The sequence below is a fragment of the Streptomyces sp. ISL-96 genome (assembly GCF_018614035.1).
In the GTDB taxonomy this organism is placed as follows: Bacteria; Actinomycetota; Actinomycetes; order Streptomycetales; family Streptomycetaceae; genus Streptomyces.
This window is the reverse complement of record NZ_JAGGPA010000041.1, coordinates 64,665-84,926: the sequence shown is the minus strand read 5'-3', so window position 1 is coordinate 84,926 and position 20,262 is coordinate 64,665. Positions and strand designations below refer to the sequence as shown.

Genomic DNA, 20,262 nt, shown 5'->3' with positions numbered 1-20,262 from the left:
GAAACCGCCTGCGGGTACGACGCCCGGAGGAAGGTGCACGTCACGTCGGACGCACGGCCGCCGCCGTGTACCGAACACTGACCACTGACCACCCCGGGCGACGTACCCGACTGTCTCGCCCCCTGATCAAGCACCGGCCCCCACCGGCGCTCTTCTTCAGCGTACGGGCGGGGGCGGCAAGCGGAAGGCAATTCGCAGAACTGATTGGCCGGTGTGTTTCTGCTGTGCCTCCTGTTCCTTCTCGAGACAGAAGACGACAGAACTCGACCAACAACGGCACCGCGGGTCCGCGAGGCCTGACAGTGCCGGAGAGCCGTCACGCGACGCGGTGGGCTCCCTGCGCCGGGATGGCCCGGAAGATGCGGGGCGCCGTACGGGAGGTCGCCGCGAAAGCCGTCTCGACCGACTTCGTGACGGTGTCCGACGCCGACGACTCCACCAGGACGATCGCCGAGCCACCGAACCCGCCCCCCGTCATCCGCGCCCCCAGCGCCCCCGCCGCGTTGGCGGACTCGACCACCAGGTCGAGTTCGGCGCACGAGACGCGGAGGTCGTCGCGGAGCGAGACATGCCCCTCCGTCAGGAGCGGGCCCACCGCTCGCGGATCCGACGCGTCCAGGAGGCCGATCACCTGCTCCACGCGGTGGTTCTCGGACACCACGTGGCGTACGTAGCGGCGTATCCGCTCGTCGCCCAGAGACTCCAGCGCCGCCCGCAGACCGGCGTACGGAACATCCCGCAGCGCCGTCACGCCCAGCGCCCGCGCGCCCGCCTCGCATCCCTCGCGCCGCTCGGCGTACGCCCCGTCGCCCAGCGCGTGCTTGACGCGCGTGTCGACGACCAGCAGTTCCAGTCCGTGGGCGGCCAGGTCGAACGGGACCTGGCGGCGCGTGAGGTCGCGCGTGTCCAGGTGCAGCGCGTGGCCCTCCGTGCAGCAGGCCGCCGCCGTCTGGTCCATGATCCCGCAGGGCACCCCGACGAAGGCGTTCTCGGCGCGCTGGGCGACCACCGCCAGCTCGGCGCCGGAAAGCCCCAGCTCGTACAGGTCGTTCAGGGCCAGCGCCGTGACGACCTCCAGCGCGGCGGACGACGAGAGACCGGCGCCCGTCGGCACCGTCGACGTCAGGTGGATGTCGGCGCCGCCGACCGCGTGGCCCGCTTCCCGCAGCGCCCACACGACCCCCGCCGGGTACGCCGCCCATCCGCCGCTGCCACTGCCGAGCGGCGCGAGTTCGTCGGCGCGCAGCTGGACGATGCCGCCGTCGGCGTCCGCCGAGTGCAGGCGCAGCACGCCGTCGTCGCGGCGCGTGACCGCCGCGACCGCCGTGTGCGGCAGGGCGAGCGGCATCACGAAGCCGTCGTTGAAGTCGGTGTACTCGCCGATGAGGTTGACCCGGCCTGGGGCCGCCCACACCCCGTCGGGCTCGGCGCCGTACAGCTCGGTGAAGCCCTTGATGACGGCGTCGGTCATACGTCCTTCTCCTCCCGGCGGGCAAACGCCCACGCGTCCGCGACGATGCCCGCGAGATCCGCGCGGGACGGCTTCCAGCCGAGCTTTTCGCGCGCCGCGTCGGCGGACGCGACCAGCACCGCCGGGTCGCCGGCCCGGCGCGGCGCGGGAGTCTCGGGGATGGGGTGCCCCGTGACCTTGCGTACGGTCTCCACGACCTCACGCACCGAGAAACCGTTGCCGTTGCCGAGGTTGCAGATCAGGTGGGCGCCCGGCTCGGCCGCCCCCAGGGCCAGCAGGTGCGCCTCGGCGAGGTCGGCGACGTGAATGTAGTCGCGGACGCAGGTGCCGTCGGGGGTCGGGTAGTCGTCGCCGTACACGGCGATCGACTCGCGCCGGCCCTGCGCGACCTGGAGGACGAGGGGGATGAGGTGGGATTCGGGGTCGTGCCGCTCCCCGTACGTGCCATACGCGCCGGCCACGTTGAAGTAGCGCAGGGAGACCGCCGCCAGGCCGTGCGCGGCGCTCTCGCCGCTGATCATGTGGTCGACGGCGAGCTTGGAGGCGCCGTACGGATTGGTCGGCGCGGTCGGCGCCGCCTCGGTGATGGGTGTGGAGACCGGCTCGCCGTACGTCGCCGCGGTCGAGGAGAAGACCAGCTTCCGCACGCCTGCGCCCCGCATCGCGGCGAGCAGCGCCATCGTCCCGCCGACGTTGTTCGTCCAGTACTTCTCGGGGTCGAGGACGGACTCGCCGACCTGCGAGAACGCGGCGAAGTGCAGTACGCCGTCGTACGAGGAATCCAGCCAGCGGTCCGCGTCCTGGATGCGGCCCTCGATGAAGGTCGCGCCGGCCGGGACGCCCTCGCGGAAGCCGGTGGAGAGGTCGTCGAGGACGGTCACCTCGTGGCCGTCCTCCAGGAGATGGGCCGCGACCACGCTGCCGACGTATCCCGCACCACCAGTGACCAGGTACTTCTGCTGCTGCTTCACTCGCTCGCTACCTCTCGCAGTCTCGCTGCCGCGGTCTCCGGCGGCACATCGTTGATGAACACATTCATGCCGGATTCGGAACCCGCGAGAAACTTCAGCTTGCCCGAAGTGCGTCGGATGGTGAAAAGCTCGAGGTGCAGCGCGAAGTCGGGGGCGCCGAACGGTGCCTGGTGCCAGGCGGAGATGTACGGCGTGGGCGGCTCACCGGGGCCGAAGATCCGGTCGAAGCGACGCAGTAGTTCCAGGTAGATCTGCGGGAATTCTGTGCGCGCGTCGTCGTCGAGCCCCCGCAGGTCGGCCGCGCGCCGCTTCGGGTAGAGGTGCACCTCGTACGGCCAGTGCGCGGCGTACGGTACGAAGGCCACCCAGTGCTCGCCCTCCAGCACCACCCGCATCCCCTCGGCGCGCTCGCGCTCCACGACGTCGTCGAAGAGGTTCCGCCCGGTCTCCGCCAGGTGCGTGGCCGCCGAGCGCAGCATCAGCTCCGTGCGGGGGGTGACGAAGGGATAGGCGTAGATCTGGCCGTGCGGATGACCGAGGGTTACGCCGATCTCCGCGCCCCGGTTCTCGAAACAGAACACCTGCCGCACGCCGGGGAGCTCGGCGAGCTCCGCCGTCCTGTCGGTCCAGGCCTCCAGGACGAGGCCGGCCTGCTCCTCGTTCAGGTCGGCGAAGGACGCGTCGTGGTCGGAGGTGAAGCAGACGACCTCGCAGCGCCCGGCGTCTCCGGCCAGTGACGGGAAGCGGTTCTCGAAGACGGCTACGTCGTAGGCGGCGGCCGGGATCTCGCTGTGCCGGCCGTCGCGCGACGGGCAGAGCGGGCACTCGTCGGCGGGCGGGTGGTAGGTGCGGGCCTGGCGGTGCGAGGCGATGGCGACAAAGTCGCCGAGGAGCGGGTCGCGGCGGATCTGCGAGGTGGTCGCGACGGGTTCGAGGGGCCGCGGGTCGGCGGCATCGCGTACGGCGTCGTCGCGGGAGTCGTAGTAGAGCAGCTCCCGGCCGTCGGCCAGCCGGGTCGACGTCTTCTTCACACGCAGGCTCCTCATCACACCCACCACGGAACAACATAACCGAACACAACAAACCACGGCCAAACATCGGAGTCAACACTGCCGGGCCGCCGCCTCCCGACCGACTCCCGCATCACAATCAAACAAAGAACACCAACAAAAGTCTTCAGTTCCGCTATGTGGAGGCGTAGGTTCCGTCTGGTCCGTTCGCTCGACGAAGACGAAGCAGGTCTCCATGCACTACCTGGCCGAAGGGCTACGGCTCCCCACCAACGGGCTCGACTACACGATTCTGGCGATCTACTTCGCCGTGGTCCTCGGCATCGGATTCGCCGCCCGGGCCAGCGTGAAGACCAGCCTCGACTTCTTCCTCTCGGGCCGGTCACTGCCGGCCTGGGTCACCGGCCTGGCGTTCGTCGCCGCGAATCTCGGCGCCACCGAGATCCTCGGCATGGCCGCCACCGGCGCGCAGTACGGCGTCGCTGTCGTCCACTGGTACTGGATCGGCGCCATCCCGGCCATGGTCTTCCTCGGCCTGGTGATGATGCCGTTCTACTACGGCTCCAAGGTCCGCTCGGTCCCCGAGTTCCTGCTCCAGCGCTTCGACAAGTCCGCGCACCTGCTGAGCTCGGTCCTCTTCGCCTTCGCCGCCATCCTCATCGCGGGCGTGAACCTCTACGCCCTGTCGATCGTCGTCGAGGCGCTGCTCGGCTGGCCGCAGTGGGTGTCGATCGTCGTGGCGGGCTTCTTCGTGCTGGCCTACATCACGGTCGGCGGCCTCTCCTCGGCGATCTACAACGAGGTGCTGCAGTTCTTCGTGATCCTCGCCGCGCTGATCCCGCTCACCATCCTCGGCCTGAAGCGGGTCGGCGGCTGGGACGGCCTGACCGGCTCACTTCAGGCCAGTCACGGCGACAACTTCCTCACCGCCTGGGGCGGTACGGGCATAGGTGACGCCAACCCGCTCGGCGCGAACTGGCTCACCATCATCCTGGGCCTCGGCTTCGTGCTCTCCTTCGGCTACTGGACCACCAACTTCGCCGAGGTGCAGCGGGCGCTGTCCGCGAAGAACCTCTCCGCCGCGAAGCGCACTCCGCTGATCGCCGCCTTCCCCAAGATCTTCATCGTGTTCCTGGTGATGATCCCGGGCCTGGTCGCCGCCGTACTCGTACCGAAGATCGGCACCGCCGGCTCGGACCTGACGTACAACGACGCGATCCCGCTGCTGATGCAGGAGTTGCTGCCGAACGGTGTGCTGGGCATCGCGGTGACGGGTCTGCTGGCGGCCTTCATGGCGGGTATGGCGGCCAACGTGTCGTCGTTCAACACCGTCTTCACCAGCGACATCTGGGCGAAGTACGTAAAGCCGGGGCGTGAGGACGCGTACTACCTGCGCTTCGGCCGGCTGATCACGGCGATCGGCGTGCTGGCGTCCATCGGCACGGCCTTCATCGCGTCCAGCTTCTCCAACATCATGAGCTACCTCCAGACGCTCTTCTCCTTCTTCAACGTCCCGATGTTCGTGGTCTTCATCATCGGCATGTTCTGGAAGCGTGCCTCGATGAAGTCCGGTGTCTGGGGCCTGGTCGCGGGCACCGGCGCCGCGATGGTCAATTACTTCTGGATCTACAAGGAGGGGATCATCGACATCCCGACCGACCAGGGCGCCAACTTCGTCTCCGCGATCGTCGGGTTCGTCGCCGGTGCGGTGGTCATGGCCGTCGTCACCCTCTTCACCGCGCCGAAGCCGGAGGCGGAGCTGGCGGGGCTGGTGTACGGGACGCGCTCGCCGGGGCTGGAGGAGCCGCCGGGTGAGGGCGACGACGCGTGGTATCGCAAGCCCGCTCTGCTCGGCTGGGGCGCGATCGTCATCGCCGCCCTCTGCTATGTCCCCTACTCCTTCTGACCGGAGGCCAGAACATGTCTGAGCTGCACCACGAAGTCTCCGAGCTGGAGCGCAAGTCCGCGACCGCGGCACGCCTTTTCGACATCCGCCGCATTATCGGCGGCCTGTTCGTCGTGTACGGCGTGATCGTCACGATCGCCGGTATCAGCCCGTCCGAGGCGGACCTGAGGAAGGCGGAGGGGGTCCACATCAACCTGTGGACGGGGCTGGCCATGCTGGCCCTTGGGCTCTTCTTCCTGATCTGGCTGAAGCTGCGGCCGATAGCCCCTCCGACCGAGTAGGGCGCCTGCGGCGGGCCTTTCCCCACCCCGCCCCTTCCCGAACTGGGGGCAAGCCCCCAGCCCCCCCGTCAACACAGACGCCCTGCGGGCGTGTCCTCAATCGCCGGAGGGGCTCCTATGGAGCCCCTCCGGCGATTGAGGAGCGGGGTCTGGGGCAGCGCCCCAGTCAGCTCTGCGGCGGCGTCGCCCGGTCCAGCAGGCCCGTTCGTGCTGCCAGGGCCGCCGCCTCCAGGCGGGAGCCCACGCCCAGCTTCATCAGCACCCGCTGAACATGCGTACGCGCCGTGCTCGGCGCGATGCCCATACCCGCCGCGATCAGCCGCGTGTCCTCACCGTCCGCGACCCGCATCAGGACCTCCACCTCCCTCGGCGTCAGCATCTGGAGCAGCCGCTGCCCCTCGTCGTCCGGCTGCGCCGCCGGGTTCAGCAGCTCGGCGAACGCGCCCGCGAGGAGCTGCGGTGCCACCGCCGCCTCCCCCGCGCGGGCCTTCACGATCGCGCGCTCTACGCCTTCGATGCGCTCGTCGTGGCGTACGTACCCACACGCCCCGGCAGCGAAGGCCGCCGCGATGCCGCGCGGATTCGGCACCGGGCCCAGCACGACGACGGCCACCTGCGGCCGTTCGTGCTTGATGCGGACGATCGGGTCGAAAACCCCTGGTTCGGCGGGACTCGCCGTACCGAACAAGCACACCTCGGGCGCCCTGCTGACGACCAGTTCCGCCGCCCCCGACGTCGGAGCGGCCGCCGCGAGCACCCGGTGCCCGCGCAACTTGAGCGCCGAGGCGAGCGCCTCGGCGAGCAATCGGTGGTCATCAACCACCATCAGCCGCACGCCCATAGAGAAACCCCCATACCCCTGCCCCTGGAGCTGGCCCCCCGGCCCTCCTGACCCGGCAAGCTACACGCTTGTTCGACGTTGCGCGCCCCTTACTGGTAAGAAACCCCCTGGATTGTCGAATTCCTCGCGATTCAGGACTACTTGCCGGGCGGATGTGACATGGGAAGGCCCCGGCAGCGGAGACGAACCCACTGCCGGGGCCGGACGACCCAGCGTGCCGGACCCGTCAGCCGGTGCCGAAGCCGATCGCCAAGTAGCGCTTGAAACCCTCGCGCTCCTGGCTCATGAGACGAGTCGCCATGAACAAGCGGCCGTCCGCGTAACGGAATTCGGCCGAGTCCACCACGAAGCTCGTCGTCACATCACGGACCGCCCTGTCGGCCGGGTTCTCCATCAGCAGCGTCTCCTTCATGGAACCGCCGTTGATGCTCACCACCTGGCCGCCCTTGTCGTACGGCGGGTACTTGTACGCGATGATGTTGCCGCCGTCCATGCGGATCGGGTGCATCGTGTAGCGGTCGCCCGCGTCGGCCCGGTCACCGGTGAGCTTGCCGGTCGCCAGGTCGAAGGAGACGATCTCGTTCGTACGGCCGCCCTCGGCGCCGCCCTCGTGCTCCTCGGTCGGCACGTAGATCCTGCCGTTGCCGACGACGATCTTCGTGCAGCCCTCGGTGTCGCGGCACCTCGGCGCGTACTGCTCGGCATCGACCGGGATCCTGGCGCGCAGCTTGCCGGTCTTCTCGTCGATCGAGAAGAAGTCGGAGACCCCGCTTCCGTCGCCCGCGGTGTCGCCGACGTCGGCGGCGGCCACCAGCGGCTTGGTGGAGACGATGCTCGCCCGGTCGACGCCGGTGGGCATCTTGTACTTGGCGATCGGCGCGCCGGTCTTCGGGTTCAGGTGCTCGATGGAGAGCTGCGGAGCGCTGGCCGAACCACAGCTGCGTACGGTGGCGAGTGCCTCGCCGCCCGCGTAGCCGACGTCGCGGCACTGTTCGGCGTTGGGCTTCGGCTGCCAGCGGACCTTGCCGGTGGCGACGTCGAAGGCCGCGCCGCCTCTGGTACCGCCTGCGCCGACCGCGTCACCGCCCACGGTGACCTCACTGAACATGATCTTGTCGTCGCCGTCCTTGACCGACTTCTGCCACAGCAGTCTGCCGGCGTCGATGTCGATCACACCGACCTCGGTGCACGGCGAGTACGTCTTGCCCGCCGGCATCGGCCCCGCGAAGAGGATCGCGGTCTTGTTGTCCTTGGTGACGTGAGGCGACGCCGCGCAGACCTCGCCCGGCAGCGGAATGCTCCACAGCTCGGCGCCGCTGTCCAGGTTGTGGCCGACGACCTCGTTGAGGCCGCTCTTGACGTACGCCTTGTCGGTGATCCAGGAGCCGTTGACGCCGGCGACCGATTCCGTCACCTTCGGAGCGGGCAGCTGGAAGAGGACCTTCGAGTTGGCGTTGGAGGGCTTCTCTTCCTTGCCGGCGCCGTCGGGGGCGGGTTTGCCGTCGTCGCCGCCACCGCCCGTCGAGCCCGCGGAGGAGTTCTGCGCCGGGTCGTCCTTGCCGCCCCCGTCGCCGGTCGCGAACCAGACGCCGACGCCGACGATCAGCGCCACCGCGACGACCGCCGCGATGACGACGGCCGTGGTGGTGTTGACCTTCTTGCCGCCGCCCTGCGGGGGCATGCCCTGCGGGTAGGTGTACTGCGGCTGTTGCTGGCCGCCGTACGGGGGCTGCTGACCGTAAGGCGGCTGCTGGCCGTACGGGTTGGGCTGGCCGGGCTGCTGGCCCGGGTAGCCGTAACCGGGCTGCTGGCCGGGCTGGGAGGGGTAGCCGTAACCCGGCTGCTGGGCGGGCGGGGGCGTCTGCGGGTAGCCGTAGCCGGGCTGACCGGCGGGCGGAGGCGGGGGCGGCGGGGCGCCGAACCCGCCCTGCGGGGGCTCGTTCGGCGGCGGGGGCGGGGACGGGGGCTGCGTCATGGCGTACGTACCTCTGGAGAAGGGGAGTCGAAGACGTGGGAGAAGACCCGGAACTCAGTCACCGGCCGTCACTTGCCGAAGACCATCATGGTCTTCGTCTCCTTCTCCTCCTCGTCGTTACCGGCGCTGACGCGGGAGGCGACGACGTAGAACTGGCCACCCTCGTAGGCGACCTTCGTCGTGAAGAAGCTGTTCTCGATCTCGGCGGTCGACTGCGGGTTCTGGAGCAGCGTCTTCGGCTTGCCGCCCGACGCCGGGATCGTCGCGAGCGCGCCACCCATGTCGTACGAGGCGTCCATGTGCACCAGGACCTCTCCGCCCTCCATCCGCACCGGCATCATCGGGCGGTCGGTGGCGGCGGAACGCCACTTGGGCTTTCCGGTGTCGAGGTTGAAGGCGACGACCTCGTTGGTGCGCTTGAGGCCGGTCGTCTTCTCGGCGGTGGCCATGTAGAAGGCGTTCTGGTCGGCGGCGACGCCGGTGCAGCCTTCGAGGTTCCGGCCGAAGATGACGAAGCTGCCGCCGCACTGCGGCTGGAACTTGTCCTTGCCGCCGTCGATCACCGAGCGCAGCTTGCCGCTGTCGGTGAGCGCGATGATGCTCCAGGTCTTCTTCGCGCGCTCCTGCGCGGACACGACGAGCGGGGAGACGGAGTAGACCTTGTCGACCGACCAGCCCTTGGCCAGCGGGTACGACCACTTGACCTTGCCGGTGGCCGGGTCGTGCTCCTGGATCCGCTCGTGGTGCTTGGCGGTCTCGCCGGTGGAGCAGGCCGCGGCGGCGATCAGCTTGGCGCTGCTGGTGAAGGAGTACGGCTGGCACTCACCGGGCAGCTTGCCCCACAGCTCCTTGCCGTCCTTCATGCTGAAGGCGGTGGAGTGACCGGTGCGGCCGGCGGTGACGGTGTTGCCGCTGATGGCGATCGTGATGTCGGAGAGGAGGTCGAACGTTCCTTCCTTCTTGACCTCGGCCTGCCAGCCCGCCTTGCCGGTCTGCAGGTCGACCAGCTGGAGCCGGCTGCACTTGGCCTTCTCGGTGGTGCCGTTCTTGACGCCGATGACGATCTTGCCGTCGTCGGAGGCCCTGACGGGCGCCGCGCAGATCTCGGTGGAGAGCGGAAGGCTCCACTTCTCCTTGCCGTCGGTGGTGCTGTAGGCGGCGACCTTCTTGTACATCGCCTTGACGACGAGGCCGTCGGTGAACCACGGGCCGTACACGTCGGCGCCGTTGCGCGGCAGGTCCACGTCGTTCTTCTGCAGCCACAGCACCTTGGACTCGCCCGACTGGCGCCCGGCGTTCAGGTCGTCGCCGGCGTCACGGCCGCCCGCGGAGTCGTCGCTGGGGTCGCCGGTGCCGCCGGTGGGCTGGCCGTCCTGCTTGTTGTCGTTGCTGCTGCCGGCGACGGGCCGCTTCTTCTTGCCGCCGTCGTCACCGCTGACGGCGAGGTAGATGCCGCCGCCGACGACGAGGACCGCGGCGAGGACCGCGCCGATGATGACCGCGGGCTTGCCCTTGAAGCCGCCGCCGGTGCCGCCGGTGCCCGGGGCGGGTGCGCCGGGGAAGCCGCCGTAGGGACCCGGCTGTGGCTGACCGTACGGGCCGGGCTGCTGCTGGCCGTAGGGACCGGGCTGCGGCTGACCGTACGGTCCGGGCTGCGGCTGACCGTACGGTCCTGCCTGGCCGGGCTGTTGGCCGGGCTGCTGGCCGGGGTAGCCGTATCCCGGCTGCGGTGCCTGCTGCGGCGGTGCCTGCGGGGAGCCGTAACCGGGCTGCGCGGGCGGGCCGGGCGGGGCCGGGGGCATCTGCGGTGGCTGGGCAGGCGGCTGCGGCGGCTGCTGGGGCGGCTGCTGCCGGGGGTCCTGGGGGGCTCCGAAGCCGCCCTGCGGCGGCTGGTTGGGCGGCTGAGACATCAGCGCTTACCTCTTCACACGAGACCGCCGCCCGTTCGGTCTCCCCCGCAATTCCGGCGGCGTAACTCCCCCAGAAAGGAGCGAATCAGGCTTGAGCCCCGCAGATCTACGTCAGTCGAGCGGGGCTTCTTTCTATCACTTGGGCCCCCTCCAACGAGGGGCCGGTCCGCCCCTGTTCCCAAGGGAGGACCGGCCCGTGACGCGCTCGTTATGCGGATTTGAGGATCTGCTACGCGTCCTCGGCGAGTTCCATCCAGCGCATCTCCAGCTCATCGCGCCCGGCGACCAGTTCGCGCAGCTCGGCGTCGAGCAGGGCGACCTTCTCGAAGTCGGTCGCGTTGTCCGCGATTTGGGCGTGCAGCTTCGTCTCCTTGTCGGAGAGCTTGCTGAGCTGACGCTCGATCTTCTGCATTTCCTTCTGGGCGGCACGGGCGTCGCCGGACGCCTTCTTCTTGACGGGCGCGGCGACGGCGGCGGGCGCCGGGGTGGCGGCCTCGATCATCTGCCGCCTGCGCTCCAGGTACTCGTCGAGACCGCGCGGCAGGTTACGCAGCGTCTGGTCGCCGAGCAGGGCGTACACCTTGTCGGTCGTACGCTCGATGAAGAACCGGTCGTGGGAGATGACGACCATCGAGCCGGGCCAGCCGTCGAGCAGGTCCTCCAGCTGCGTGAGCGTCTCGATGTCGAGGTCGTTGGTCGGCTCGTCGAGGAAGAGTACGTTCGGCTCGTCCATCAGCAGCCGCAGGATCTGGAGCCGGCGCCGCTCACCGCCGGACAGGTCGCCGACCGGCGTCCACTGCTTCTCCTTGGAGAACCCGAACTGCTCGCACAGCTGGCCCGCCGTCATCTCCCGGCCGGTGCCGAGGTCCACCCGGTCCCGTACACGCTGAACGGCTTCCAGCACGCGCAGCTTCGGGTCGAGCTCGCCGACCTCCTGGGAGAGGTACGCGAGTTTCACGGTCTTGCCGACGACGACCTTGCCCGCGACGGGCTGGGCGTCGCCCTGCGTGCGCGCCGCGTCGGCCAGCACGCGCAGCAGCGAGGTCTTGCCCGCGCCGTTCACGCCGACGAGGCCGACGCGGTCGCCGGGGCCGAGCTGCCAGGTGAGGTGCTTGAGCAGCACCTTGGGCCCGGCCTGGACGGTGACGTCCTCAAGGTCGAAGACGGTCTTGCCGAGCCGCGAGTTGGCGAACTTCATCAGCGCGGAGGTGTCGCGGGGCGGCGGCACGTCGGCGATCAGCTCGTTGGCCGCCTCGACGCGGAAGCGCGGCTTCGACGTACGGGCGGGGGCGCCGCGGCGCAGCCATGCCAGCTCCTTGCGGACCAGGTTCTGGCGCTTGGTCTCCTCGGTCGAGGCGATGCGCTCGCGCTCGGCGCGGGCGAAGACGTAGTCGGAGTAACCGCCCTCGTACTCGTGCACGGCGCCGCGCTGCACGTCCCACATGCGGGTGCAGACCTGGTCGAGGAACCACCGGTCGTGGGTGACGCAGACGAGCGCGGAGCGGCGGGCCTGGAGGTGCTTGGCGAGCCAGGCGATGCCCTCGACGTCGAGGTGGTTGGTCGGCTCGTCGAGGACCAGCAGGTCCTGGTCGTCGATGAGCAGCTTCGCGAGCGCGATACGGCGGCGCTCGCCGCCGGAGAGCGGGCCGATCACGGTTTCGAGTCCGTGCTCGAAGCCGGGCAGGCTGAGCCCGCCGAAGAGGCCGTTCAGTACGTCGCGGATCTTGGCGGTGCCCGCCCACTCGTGGTCCGCGAGGTCGCCGATGATCTCCTGGCGGACGGTCGCGGCGGGGTCGAGCGAATCGTGCTGCGTGAGGACGCCGAGGCGCAGGCCGCCGTTGTGCGTGATGCGACCGGTGTCGGCTTCCTCAAGCTTGGCGAGCATGCGGATGAGCGTCGTCTTGCCGTCGCCGTTACGGCCGACGACACCGATCCGGTCCCCCTCGGAGACGCCGAGGGACACGCCGTCGAGCAGGGCACGGGTGCCGTAGACCTTGCTGACGGCCTCGACGTTTACGAGGTTGACGGCCATTGATGCGCGCTCCAGGACAGAAAAGGGATAGGCGTACCAGCGTAGTCGCCTCCGCCACGTCCCCGACGACCACCCGGTGCGCGGCCGCTGACGCGGTGGGCCGGTGCGCTTCTCCCGGTCCCTCCCGGTCCCTCCCGGCCCTCCCGGTCCCTCGTGGCCCCGGATTCAGGCGGCGACCACCGTCGCGCCCACGGCCGGGGACTCCGCCGCCCTCGCCGTGCGGCAGGTGCCCGACGCGGTGAGTGCCGCGGCCACCGACTCCGCCGACTCCGCGTCCTTCGTCAGGAACGCCGTCGTCGGGCCCGAGCCCGAGACCAGGGCCGCCAGCGCGCCCGCGTCCGTGCCCGCCGCCAGGGTGGCGGCGAGGGACGGACGCAGGGACAGGGCCGCGGGCTGGAGGTCGTTCACCAGGGCGCCCGCGAGAGCGGTCGGGTCGCCGGTGCGCAGGGCGGCGAGGAGGGTCGGGGACGCCGTGGGGGGCGGGACGTCAGTGCCCGCCGTGAGGCGGTCGAACTCGCCGTACACCGCCGGTGTCGACAGGCCGCCGTCCGCCACCGCGAACACCCAGTGGAACGTGCCGCCGACATCGAGGGGCGTGAGGTTCTCCCCGCGGCCCGTGCCCAGTGCCGCCCCACCCACCAGGCTGAACGGCACGTCACTGCCCAGATCCGCGCAGATGGCCAGAAGCTCCGGCAGGGAGGACTCCGTACCCCACAGCTTGTCGCACGCCAGCAGCGCGCCCGCGCCGTCCGCGCTGCCGCCCGCCATGCCGCCCGCGACCGGGATGTCCTTGGCGATGTGGATGTGTACGTCCGGCGACAGCCCGTGGCGTTCGGCCAGCGCGATCGCCGCCCGCGCGGCCAGGTTCGTACGGTCCAGGGGGACCTGCGCCGCGTCCGGGCCTGAGCACGTGACGCGCAGGGAGTCCGACGGGGTGACGGTGACCTCGTCGTACAGGCCGACCGCCAGGAAGACGTTCGCCAGGTCGTGGAAGCCGTCGGGGCGCGCGCCGCCCACCGCCAGCTGGACGTTCACCTTCGCGGGAACCCTTACCGTGACCGCAGCCTTCACCGTCATGCCGCTGCTCCCTTGTTCTCCGCGATACGCGCGAACTCCTCCACCGTCAGGGACTCGCCCCGCGCCTGGGGCGAAACCCCGGCCGCCACCAGCGCCGCCTCGGCCGCCGGCGCCGATCCCGCCCAGCCGGCCAGCGCGGCCCGCAGCGTTTTGCGGCGCTGCGCGAAGGCCGCGTCGACCACCGCGAAGACCTCCGCCTTGGTGGCGGTCGTCTTGATCGGTTCGGTGCGGCGCACCAGGGACACCAGGCCCGAGTCGACGTTCGGGGCGGGCCAGAAGACGTTGCGGCCGATCGAACCGGCCCGCTTGACCTCGGCGTACCAGCACGCCTTCACCGACGGCACGCCGTACACCTTGTTGCCGGGGCGGGCCGCGAGCCGGTCCGCGACCTCCGCCTGGACCATGACGAGCGTCCGCTCGATGCTCGGGAAGCGCTCCAGCATGGTGAGGAGGACGGGGACCGCGACGTTGTACGGGAGGTTCGCGACCAGGGCCGTCGGGGGCGGCCCTGGCAGTTCGGTGACGTGCATGGCGTCGGAGTGGACGAGCGCGAAACGGTCCGCCCGGGTCGGCATGCGGGCCTCGATCGTGGCGGGGAGGGCGGATGCGAGTACCTCGTCGATCTCTACGGCGACCACGCGGTCGGCGGCCTCCAGGAGTGCGAGGGTGAGTGAGCCCAGGCCGGGGCCTACCTCGACCACGACGTCGTCGGGGCGCACGCCGGCCGTCCGTACGATCCGGCGGACCGTGTTCGCGTCGATGACGAAGTTCTGGCCGCGCTGCTTGGTGGGGCGTACGCCGAGTGCCGCCGCCAGCTCCCGGATGTCGGCGGGGCCCAGGAGGGAGTCGGGCGCCGACGGGGAGGCCGGTGTGGGCTCGGGCGTCGGGTCAGGCAGGGGCTCAGAAGGCTCAGTGGTGCTCACCGCTCAAGCGTAAAGGCCCCCGGAACCGCGACCGTGCGGCCGGGGCGGGCGCCCGGGGCGCTGGGGTCGGTGCCGCGCCGGGGCGTCTCCTCGGGTGCCGAACGTTCGGGTACTGGTTTTTGTATGCGGGCTCGTTGCGTTCGACACCCTGCGGGGAGCGCCCCGACACGTCCCCTCCCGGCACCGCGAACGTGTAGCCGTGCTGTCGTGGAGGCAGTGACCCCGCAGGCGTGAAGGTGTGCTCCGGGGCGGCGCGGGGGTCAGTGCTTCAGGCGGGGGCCGCAGTGGGGCCAGGGGGTGGTGCCTCGCTGGATGTACAGCTTCTTCGCTCGGAATGTCTGCTCGCTCGCGGGCGCGTCCTCCGGGCGGCCGCTGCCGCCCAGCCTCTGCCAGGTTTGCGCGTCGAACTGGTACAGGCCGCCGTAGTTGCCCGTCGCGTCCACCGCGCCGGGACGGCCGCCGGACTCGCAGTGGGCGAGCTCGTTCCAGTTCAGCCCGTCCGCGCCGGCCACGGACGCCGGCTTTTCCTTCGTGCCCACCTTCACGTGGCGCGCTACCGGCTGCCGCGCGATCTCCTCGGCGATCCTCCTCGGCGTCTGCCGGACGCCGTTGACGGTCCGTACGGAGTAGGTGATTCTCCTTGAGCCCTGCTCGCCCGCCTGGACCACGACCTCTGTGCCCTTGAAGAGCGACGCGTCCTCGGTGCGGACGATGCCGAACGGGATGGGCTCCTCGCGCACTTCCTTCGTGCCCCTGATCCGCATCACGGTGATCGTCTGCCCGTCGCGCGGGAAGCTGCCGGACGGCACGGAGATGGTGTCCTGGCCGCGCAGGCTGATGCCGGCCTCCTCGACCGCCTCCCGTACGGTCGCGGCGTTCGTACGGATGGTCCGCTCGCGTCCGTCCGCCATGAACGTGACGGTCCGCTCGGTGCGTACGTCGAGCGTGAGGCCGGCGCGCCCGATCTCCAGGGAGCGCGCGACGGAGAGGTACGCGCCCTCCGCACGCACCCCGAGCTGGCGCAGTGCGCCTTCGACCGTACGGGCGGTGGCCCAGATCCGTCGCCGCTGCCCGTCCAGTGTCAGGGTGACCGGCCGACCGTACCGGACCACCACCTCGTCACCGCTCTCCAGCGCCGCGCCGGGGGCGGGTGCCACGAGGTCGTGGGCGCCCACTTCGACGCCCTGGTCCTCCAGCAGTTCCGTGACGTCGTCGGCGAAGGTGTGCATCGTGCGGGGTACGCCGTCGACGCTGAGCCTGACCGCCTTGTCGCTGGCGACGAACGCCGAGGTGCCGCCGGCCAGGAACGCGACGACAAGCGCCTGCGGAACGAGCCGGCGCAGCGCCTCGGGGCGCTCGGCGACCTTGCGGCGCCTGGCGGCACGCCGGGCCTGCGCCCTGCCGCCCCCGGCGTTCTGGCGCGGCAGCATCGGCTCGCGGAGCTCGTACGACGGCACATATGTGTCCGCCGTGCCGCGGACGCTGCCGCGCACCGCCCGGTGACTGCCCTGCGAATTGCCCACGACGCTCCAGAAGTCCGGTCCGCCCGATGACGCTGCGGGCCGGGACACTAGCCGAGCGGCGGTCACTCTCCAAAGCAACACGGCTACGGAGGGTCGCGGCATGAGCCGTCAGTAGTCGAACGCGCGTGCCGTGTTCGCGGCGAGCGCCGTCGCCAGAACGTCCTCCTCGATTCCCCTGACCGCCGCCATCGCCCGCACGGTGACCGGGATGAGGTACGGAGCGTTGGGCCGCCCGCGGTACGGCGCCGGGGTCAGGAACGGCGCGTCCGTCTCGACGAGGACCAGCTCCAGCGGCGCGACGGCGAGCGCGTCCCGCAGGGGCTGGGCGTTCTTGAAGGTCACGTTCCCCGCGAAGGACATGAAGTAGCCCTTGCGCGCGCAGACTTCGGCCATCGCTGCGTCGCCGGAGTAGCAGTGGAAGACGGTGCGCTCCGGAGCGCCCTCCTCGTCGAGTACGCGCAGTACATCGTCGTGCGCCTCGCGATCGTGGATGACGAGCGCCTTGCCGTGCCGCTTGGCGATCTCGATGTGGGCGCGGAACGACCGCTCCTGGGCGGCCATGCCCTCGGGGCCCGTACGGAAGTAGTCGAGACCGGTCTCGCCCACACCGCGTACGTACGGCAGGGCGGCGAGCTGGTTGATCTCGGTGAGCGCGTCGTCGAGTGCGCCGTCCCCGCCCGGGATCCGCGCGCCCTGCCGCGACCAGCCGTCGGGGTCTCCGAGGACGATGCGCGGGGCTTCGTTGGGGTGCAGGGCGACGGCGGCGTGCACGTTCTCGTGCGCCGCCGCCGTTTCGGCCGCCCAGCGGGAGCCCTTCACGTCGCAGCCGACCTGGACGACGGTCGTGACCCCGACCGCGGCGGCCTTCGTCAGGGCCTCCTCGACGGTGCCGTCCTGCATGTCCAGGTGGGTGTGCGAATCAGCGACCTCTCCCCGGAGGGGTTCGGGCAGCGGCGGGAGTGCGTCCTTGGGGCTCATGGTCACGATCGTACGAAAACCGCGCGCCCCTCCCGCCTGCCGCCGCCCTGCCCGCGGCTCACTTCCGGTGGTGGAAGGGATGCAGCAGATCGGCCACGCGCCAGTTGTGCTTCACCCGCACCGGGCCCGGTGCGTCCTCGCGCACGGATCCGGGGATGCCCACCACCGGTCCGGCCATGGGGGCGTCCACTACGGCGGCCCGCAGCATTTCCTTGATCGACGAGACCTGCCCCGCCTTCATGATCCGTACGACATGTCCGCCACAGTTCAGACAGGTGGGGCGGGACAGCGGCGAGGGAACGCGCTCGCCGTCAGCCGTGTAGGTCACGAACTCGTGGCCGTTGCCGTCGACGTGGTGGTGTATTTCGAAGGACTGCTCCCAGCCGTGCCCGCACCTCATGCAGGCAAAGGCGTAGGCCTCGTGAACGGTGGTTCCTGCGCCGGCGGTGTCTGCGATCTCGCTCATGCCAGCTCCTTTCCACTGGTCCAGTGGACGCCTGTTTCGGCGGGAGCGCATCGGTGCCTGTCGATATATGGACCGGTCTTGGCCTTTCCATGGAAAAAGGCCCGGTGCGCGGTCTGTGCTTGGGGAAGCTTTAGCTATTCACGATAGTCCTTTGCCGTCCGCGGAGCCCGTCCTTGCCGCATTCTTTGCCGCGACCACCGCGTCGAACACGTCCCGCTTGGGCAGCCCCGCCTCGGCGGCGACCGCCGCGATGGCCTCCTTGCGCCGTTCCCCCGCCTCCTCGCGCACCTGCACCCTGCGCACCAGCTCCGCGGGGTCCAGGTCCTGCGGCGCGTCCGAGGCGCCTTCGACGACGACGGTGATCTCTCCCCGTACCCCCTCGGCCGCCCATTCGGCGAGCGCCTTGAGCGGGCCGCGCTTCACTTCCTCGTACGTCTTGGTCAGCTCGCGGCACACGGCGGCCCTGCGCTCGTCGCCGAAGACCTCGGCCATGGCGGCGAGGGTGTCGTCGAGGCGGTGCGGTGCTTCGAAGAAGACCATGGTGCGCCGCTCGGCGGCGACCTCGCGCAGCTTGCCGAGGCGTTCGCCGCCCTTGCGGGGCAGGAAGCCCTCGAAGCAGAAGCGGTCGACGGGCAGGCCGGACAGGGCGAGGGCGGTCAGTACGGCCGACGGGCCGGGCACGGCCGTGACCTTGATGTCCTTCTCGACGGCCGCGGCGACCAGCCGGTAACCGGGGTCGGAGACGGACGGCATGCCCGCGTCGGTGACGAGCAGTACCCGCTTGCCGTCCTCCAGGGCCTCGACGAGTTCGGGCGTACGCGCGGTCTCGTTGCCCTCGAAGTACGACACGACACGGCCTGTCGTCTGCACCCCGAGCGCCTGCGTCAGGCGGCGCAGCCGCCGGGTGTCCTCGGCTGCCACGACGTCGGCCGTCGCGAGTTCGGCGGCGAGGCGGGGCGGCGCGTCGGCCACGTCGCCGATGGGGGTCCCGGCGAGTACGAGCGTTCCAGCCGGTGCGGTCGTTCCAGTCGATCCAGTCACAAGAGCCATCCTCGCAGGGCGCGCACACCACGCGCACAGATGTGTTCCCTACGATGGCGCGGTGACCAGTACCGCGTCAGAAGCCCAGCAGGGCCGGGCCCCAGGGGAACAGCCGCCCTCCTGGCAGCAGCGGCTGCGCCGATTCGGCTACGCACCCAGGCCCGTCATCGGGCTGCGCGAACGGCTCGTGCCGCCGTACAGCAGGCCCGGCACCCAGGTCTGGAGAGTGCTCGGGGTGCCGCCCGTGCTCGCGGGGCGCCTGGTGCGGTGGGCCGCGTGGGGAGGGCCGCTGCTGGTCGCGCTCGTCGCGGGGCTGCCGCGGTTCTGGAACCTGGGCAGCCCGAAGGCGGTGATATTCGACGAGACGTATTACGCGAAGGACGCCTGGGCGCTCATTCACCAGGGGTACGAGGGCCAGTGGCCGAAGGACATCGACAAGTCGATTCTTGCCGACCCGTCGGGGGTCACGGTCCCCGCCGACCCCGGCTATGTGGTGCATCCGCCGGTCGGCAAGTGGGTCATCGGCATCGGCGAGCAGCTCTTCGGGTTCACGCCGTTCGGCTGGCGCTTCATGGTCTGCGTACTGGGCACGCTGTCGGTCCTGATGCTCTGCCGGATCGGCCGCCGGCTCTTCCGCTCGACCTTCCTGGGGTGCCTGGCGGGCGTGCTGCTCGCGGTGGACGGCCTGCACTTCGTGATGAGCCGCACGGCGCTGCTCGACCAGGTGCTGATGTTCTTCGTGCTGGGCGCGTTCGGGTGTCTGCTGATCGACAGGGACCGGTCGCGGCGCAGGCTCGCGGCGGCGCTCCCGTGCGACGACGAGGGCGTGCTGCGCCCGGACGCCGAGGTCGCGGAAAGGCTGCGGCTGGGGTGGCGGCCGTGGCGGATCGCGGCCGGGGTGTGTCTGGGCCTCGCCTTCGGTACGAAGTGGAACGGCCTGATGACCCTGGCGGCATTCGGGCTGCTGACGGTGCTGTGGGACGTGGGCGCGCGCCGGACGGCCGGGGCGGTGCGGCCTTACGTCGCGGTGCTGAAGAGGGACGTCGCGCCGGCGTTCGTGTCGACGGTCGTGGTCACCTTCGTGACGTACGTCGCCTCCTGGACGGGCTGGATCGTCACCAGGGGCGGCTACTACCGCAACTGGGCGCAGGGGGACGGCAAGGGCGGCAACTGGACCTGGCTGCCCGACTGGCTGCGCAGCCTGTGGCACTACGAGACCGAGGTCTACAGCTTCCACGTCAACCTGACGTCCGGTCACACCTACCAGTCGAACCCGTGGAGCTGGATCGTCCTGGGCCGCCCGGTCTCGTACTTCTACGAGTCACCGAAGCCCGGCGAGGAGGGCTGCCCGGCGACCGAGAAGAGCGACTGCGCCCAGGAGGTCCTGGCGCTCGGCACCCCGCTGCTGTGGTGGGCGGCCTGTTTCGCGGTCCTGTACGTGCTGTGGCGCTGGGCGTTCCGGCGCGACTGGCGGGCGGGGGCGATCGCGTGCGGCATCGCGGCGGGATGGGTGCCCTGGTTCTTCTACCAGGAGCGGACGATCTTCCTCTTCTACGCCGTCGTCTTCGTCCCGTTCCTGTGTCTGGCGCTGGCGATGATGATCGGCGCGATGCTGGGCCCACCCGGCTCGCACGAACGGCGGCGGGCGGCGGGCGCGGTCGGCGCGGGAGTGCTCGTCCTGCTCATCATCTGGAACTTCATCTACTTCTGGCCCATCTACACCGGCCAGACGCTCCCGATAGACGAGTGGCGCAACCGCATCTGGCTCGATACGTGGGTGTGACCGCCGGGGGATTCGTCCCGGTCCTGTAACAGTCACTCCTGATGTCACTGGGGTCCCGTACAGTGCGATACAGC

The 20,262-nt window shown here is 70.4% G+C and carries 16 protein-coding genes; 3 read left to right on the top strand and 13 right to left on the bottom strand.

All coding sequences use genetic code 11. The annotated features are described in order from the left end of the window. Window positions 1-316: 316 nt before the first annotated feature. Genes galK through galT form a run of 3 tightly spaced genes read right to left on the bottom strand, consistent with a single transcriptional unit; the run spans window position 317 to window position 3,473 of the window. Entirely contained in the window at window positions 317-1,471 is a 1,155-nt protein-coding gene (gene galK / locus J7E96_RS25220; RefSeq protein ID WP_215134100.1) for a galactokinase, read from the bottom strand. Continuing rightward, a complete protein-coding gene (gene galE / locus J7E96_RS25215) occupies window positions 1,468-2,442 on the bottom strand; it encodes a UDP-glucose 4-epimerase GalE (RefSeq protein ID WP_215134099.1) in 975 nt (324 codons plus the stop codon). The genes galK and galE overlap by 4 nt, the downstream gene beginning before the upstream one ends. Next, window positions 2,439-3,473 carry a galactose-1-phosphate uridylyltransferase gene (gene galT / locus J7E96_RS25210; RefSeq protein ID WP_215134097.1) on the bottom strand — a complete coding sequence of 345 codons (1,035 nt, stop codon included), beginning with the start codon at window positions 3,471-3,473 and terminating at the stop codon, window positions 2,439-2,441. The genes galE and galT overlap by 4 nt, the downstream gene beginning before the upstream one ends. A gap of 214 nt (window positions 3,474-3,687) precedes the next feature. Here galT and J7E96_RS25205 point away from each other — a divergent pair, with 214 nt between their 5' ends. Together J7E96_RS25205 and J7E96_RS25200 are read left to right on the top strand one after the other, a co-directional pair. Then, on the top strand, window positions 3,688-5,358 hold the full coding sequence (locus J7E96_RS25205; RefSeq protein ID WP_215134095.1) for a sodium:solute symporter family protein: 1,671 nt from the start codon (window positions 3,688-3,690) through the stop codon (window positions 5,356-5,358). A gap of 14 nt (window positions 5,359-5,372) precedes the next feature. Further along, on the top strand, window positions 5,373-5,639 hold the full coding sequence (locus tag J7E96_RS25200; protein ID WP_215134093.1) for a hypothetical protein: 267 nt from the start codon (window positions 5,373-5,375) through the stop codon (window positions 5,637-5,639). Between the two features lie 166 nt (window positions 5,640-5,805). Here the strand turns inward: J7E96_RS25200 and J7E96_RS25195 are convergent, their stop codons facing one another. The 10 genes from J7E96_RS25195 to rsmI all read right to left on the bottom strand — a co-directional run bounded on the left by J7E96_RS25195 (window position 5,806) and on the right by rsmI (window position 18,405). After that, complete coding sequence (locus tag J7E96_RS25195) at window positions 5,806-6,480, bottom strand: LuxR C-terminal-related transcriptional regulator (protein ID WP_215134091.1); 675 nt, start codon at window positions 6,478-6,480, stop codon at window positions 5,806-5,808. Between the two features lie 226 nt (window positions 6,481-6,706). Next, a complete protein-coding gene (locus tag J7E96_RS25190; protein WP_215134089.1) occupies window positions 6,707-8,455 on the bottom strand; it encodes a PQQ-binding-like beta-propeller repeat protein in 1,749 nt (582 codons plus the stop codon). 68 nt (window positions 8,456-8,523) lie between these two features. Beyond that, window positions 8,524-10,365, bottom strand: coding sequence for a PQQ-binding-like beta-propeller repeat protein (locus tag J7E96_RS25185; RefSeq protein ID WP_215134087.1), 1,842 nt, complete (start codon window positions 10,363-10,365; stop codon window positions 8,524-8,526). A gap of 229 nt (window positions 10,366-10,594) precedes the next feature. Continuing rightward, a complete protein-coding gene (locus tag J7E96_RS25180; RefSeq protein ID WP_215134085.1) occupies window positions 10,595-12,397 on the bottom strand; it encodes an ABC-F family ATP-binding cassette domain-containing protein in 1,803 nt (600 codons plus the stop codon). Window positions 12,398-12,562: 165 nt separating this feature from the next. After that, complete coding sequence (locus J7E96_RS25175; RefSeq protein WP_215134083.1) at window positions 12,563-13,474, bottom strand: 4-(cytidine 5'-diphospho)-2-C-methyl-D-erythritol kinase; 912 nt, start codon at window positions 13,472-13,474, stop codon at window positions 12,563-12,565. Next, window positions 13,471-14,397 carry a 16S rRNA (adenine(1518)-N(6)/adenine(1519)-N(6))-dimethyltransferase RsmA gene (gene rsmA / locus J7E96_RS25170; RefSeq protein ID WP_374196718.1) on the bottom strand — a complete coding sequence of 309 codons (927 nt, stop codon included), beginning with the start codon at window positions 14,395-14,397 and terminating at the stop codon, window positions 13,471-13,473. Before rsmA ends, J7E96_RS25175 begins: the two co-directional genes overlap by 4 nt. Window positions 14,398-14,657: 260 nt before the next feature. Beyond that, a complete protein-coding gene (locus J7E96_RS25165; RefSeq protein ID WP_374196717.1) occupies window positions 14,658-15,920 on the bottom strand; it encodes a ubiquitin-like domain-containing protein in 1,263 nt (420 codons plus the stop codon). 108 nt (window positions 15,921-16,028) lie between these two features. Continuing rightward, on the bottom strand, window positions 16,029-16,898 hold the full coding sequence (locus tag J7E96_RS25160; RefSeq protein WP_215134079.1) for a TatD family hydrolase: 870 nt from the start codon (window positions 16,896-16,898) through the stop codon (window positions 16,029-16,031). A 58-nt stretch (window positions 16,899-16,956) separates the two neighbouring features. Continuing rightward, window positions 16,957-17,364 (bottom strand): hypothetical protein, encoded by a 408-nt coding sequence (locus J7E96_RS25155; protein ID WP_215134077.1) that lies wholly within the window; start codon window positions 17,362-17,364, stop codon window positions 16,957-16,959. A 138-nt stretch (window positions 17,365-17,502) separates the two neighbouring features. Further along, complete coding sequence (rsmI, locus tag J7E96_RS25150; RefSeq protein ID WP_308296126.1) at window positions 17,503-18,405, bottom strand: 16S rRNA (cytidine(1402)-2'-O)-methyltransferase; 903 nt, start codon at window positions 18,403-18,405, stop codon at window positions 17,503-17,505. Between the two features lie 61 nt (window positions 18,406-18,466). Here rsmI and J7E96_RS25145 point away from each other — a divergent pair, with 61 nt between their 5' ends. Continuing rightward, window positions 18,467-20,188, top strand: coding sequence for a dolichyl-phosphate-mannose--protein mannosyltransferase (locus tag J7E96_RS25145; protein ID WP_215134073.1), 1,722 nt, complete (start codon window positions 18,467-18,469; stop codon window positions 20,186-20,188). Window positions 20,189-20,262: the final 74 nt, after the last annotated feature.

Excerpts from the sequence above, each read along its gene's own strand:
- galK (WP_215134100.1), bottom strand. The coding sequence starts at position 1,471 with ATGACCGACGCCGTCATCAAGGGCTTCACCGAGCTGTACGGCGCCGAG.
- J7E96_RS25205 (WP_215134095.1), top strand. The coding sequence starts at position 3,688 with ATGCACTACCTGGCCGAAGGGCTACGGCTCCCCACCAACGGGCTCGAC.
- J7E96_RS25200 (WP_215134093.1), top strand. The coding sequence starts at position 5,373 with ATGTCTGAGCTGCACCACGAAGTCTCCGAGCTGGAGCGCAAGTCCGCG.
- J7E96_RS25195 (WP_215134091.1), bottom strand. The coding sequence starts at position 6,480 with ATGGGCGTGCGGCTGATGGTGGTTGATGACCACCGATTGCTCGCCGAG.
- J7E96_RS25190 (WP_215134089.1), bottom strand. The coding sequence starts at position 8,455 with ATGACGCAGCCCCCGTCCCCGCCCCCGCCGCCGAACGAGCCCCCGCAG.
- J7E96_RS25185 (WP_215134087.1), bottom strand. The coding sequence starts at position 10,365 with ATGTCTCAGCCGCCCAACCAGCCGCCGCAGGGCGGCTTCGGAGCCCCC.
- J7E96_RS25180 (WP_215134085.1), bottom strand. The coding sequence starts at position 12,397 with ATGGCCGTCAACCTCGTAAACGTCGAGGCCGTCAGCAAGGTCTACGGC.
- J7E96_RS25175 (WP_215134083.1), bottom strand. The coding sequence starts at position 13,474 with ATGACGGTGAAGGCTGCGGTCACGGTAAGGGTTCCCGCGAAGGTGAAC.
- J7E96_RS25160 (WP_215134079.1), bottom strand. The coding sequence starts at position 16,898 with ATGAGCCCCAAGGACGCACTCCCGCCGCTGCCCGAACCCCTCCGGGGA.
- J7E96_RS25155 (WP_215134077.1), bottom strand. The coding sequence starts at position 17,364 with ATGAGCGAGATCGCAGACACCGCCGGCGCAGGAACCACCGTTCACGAG.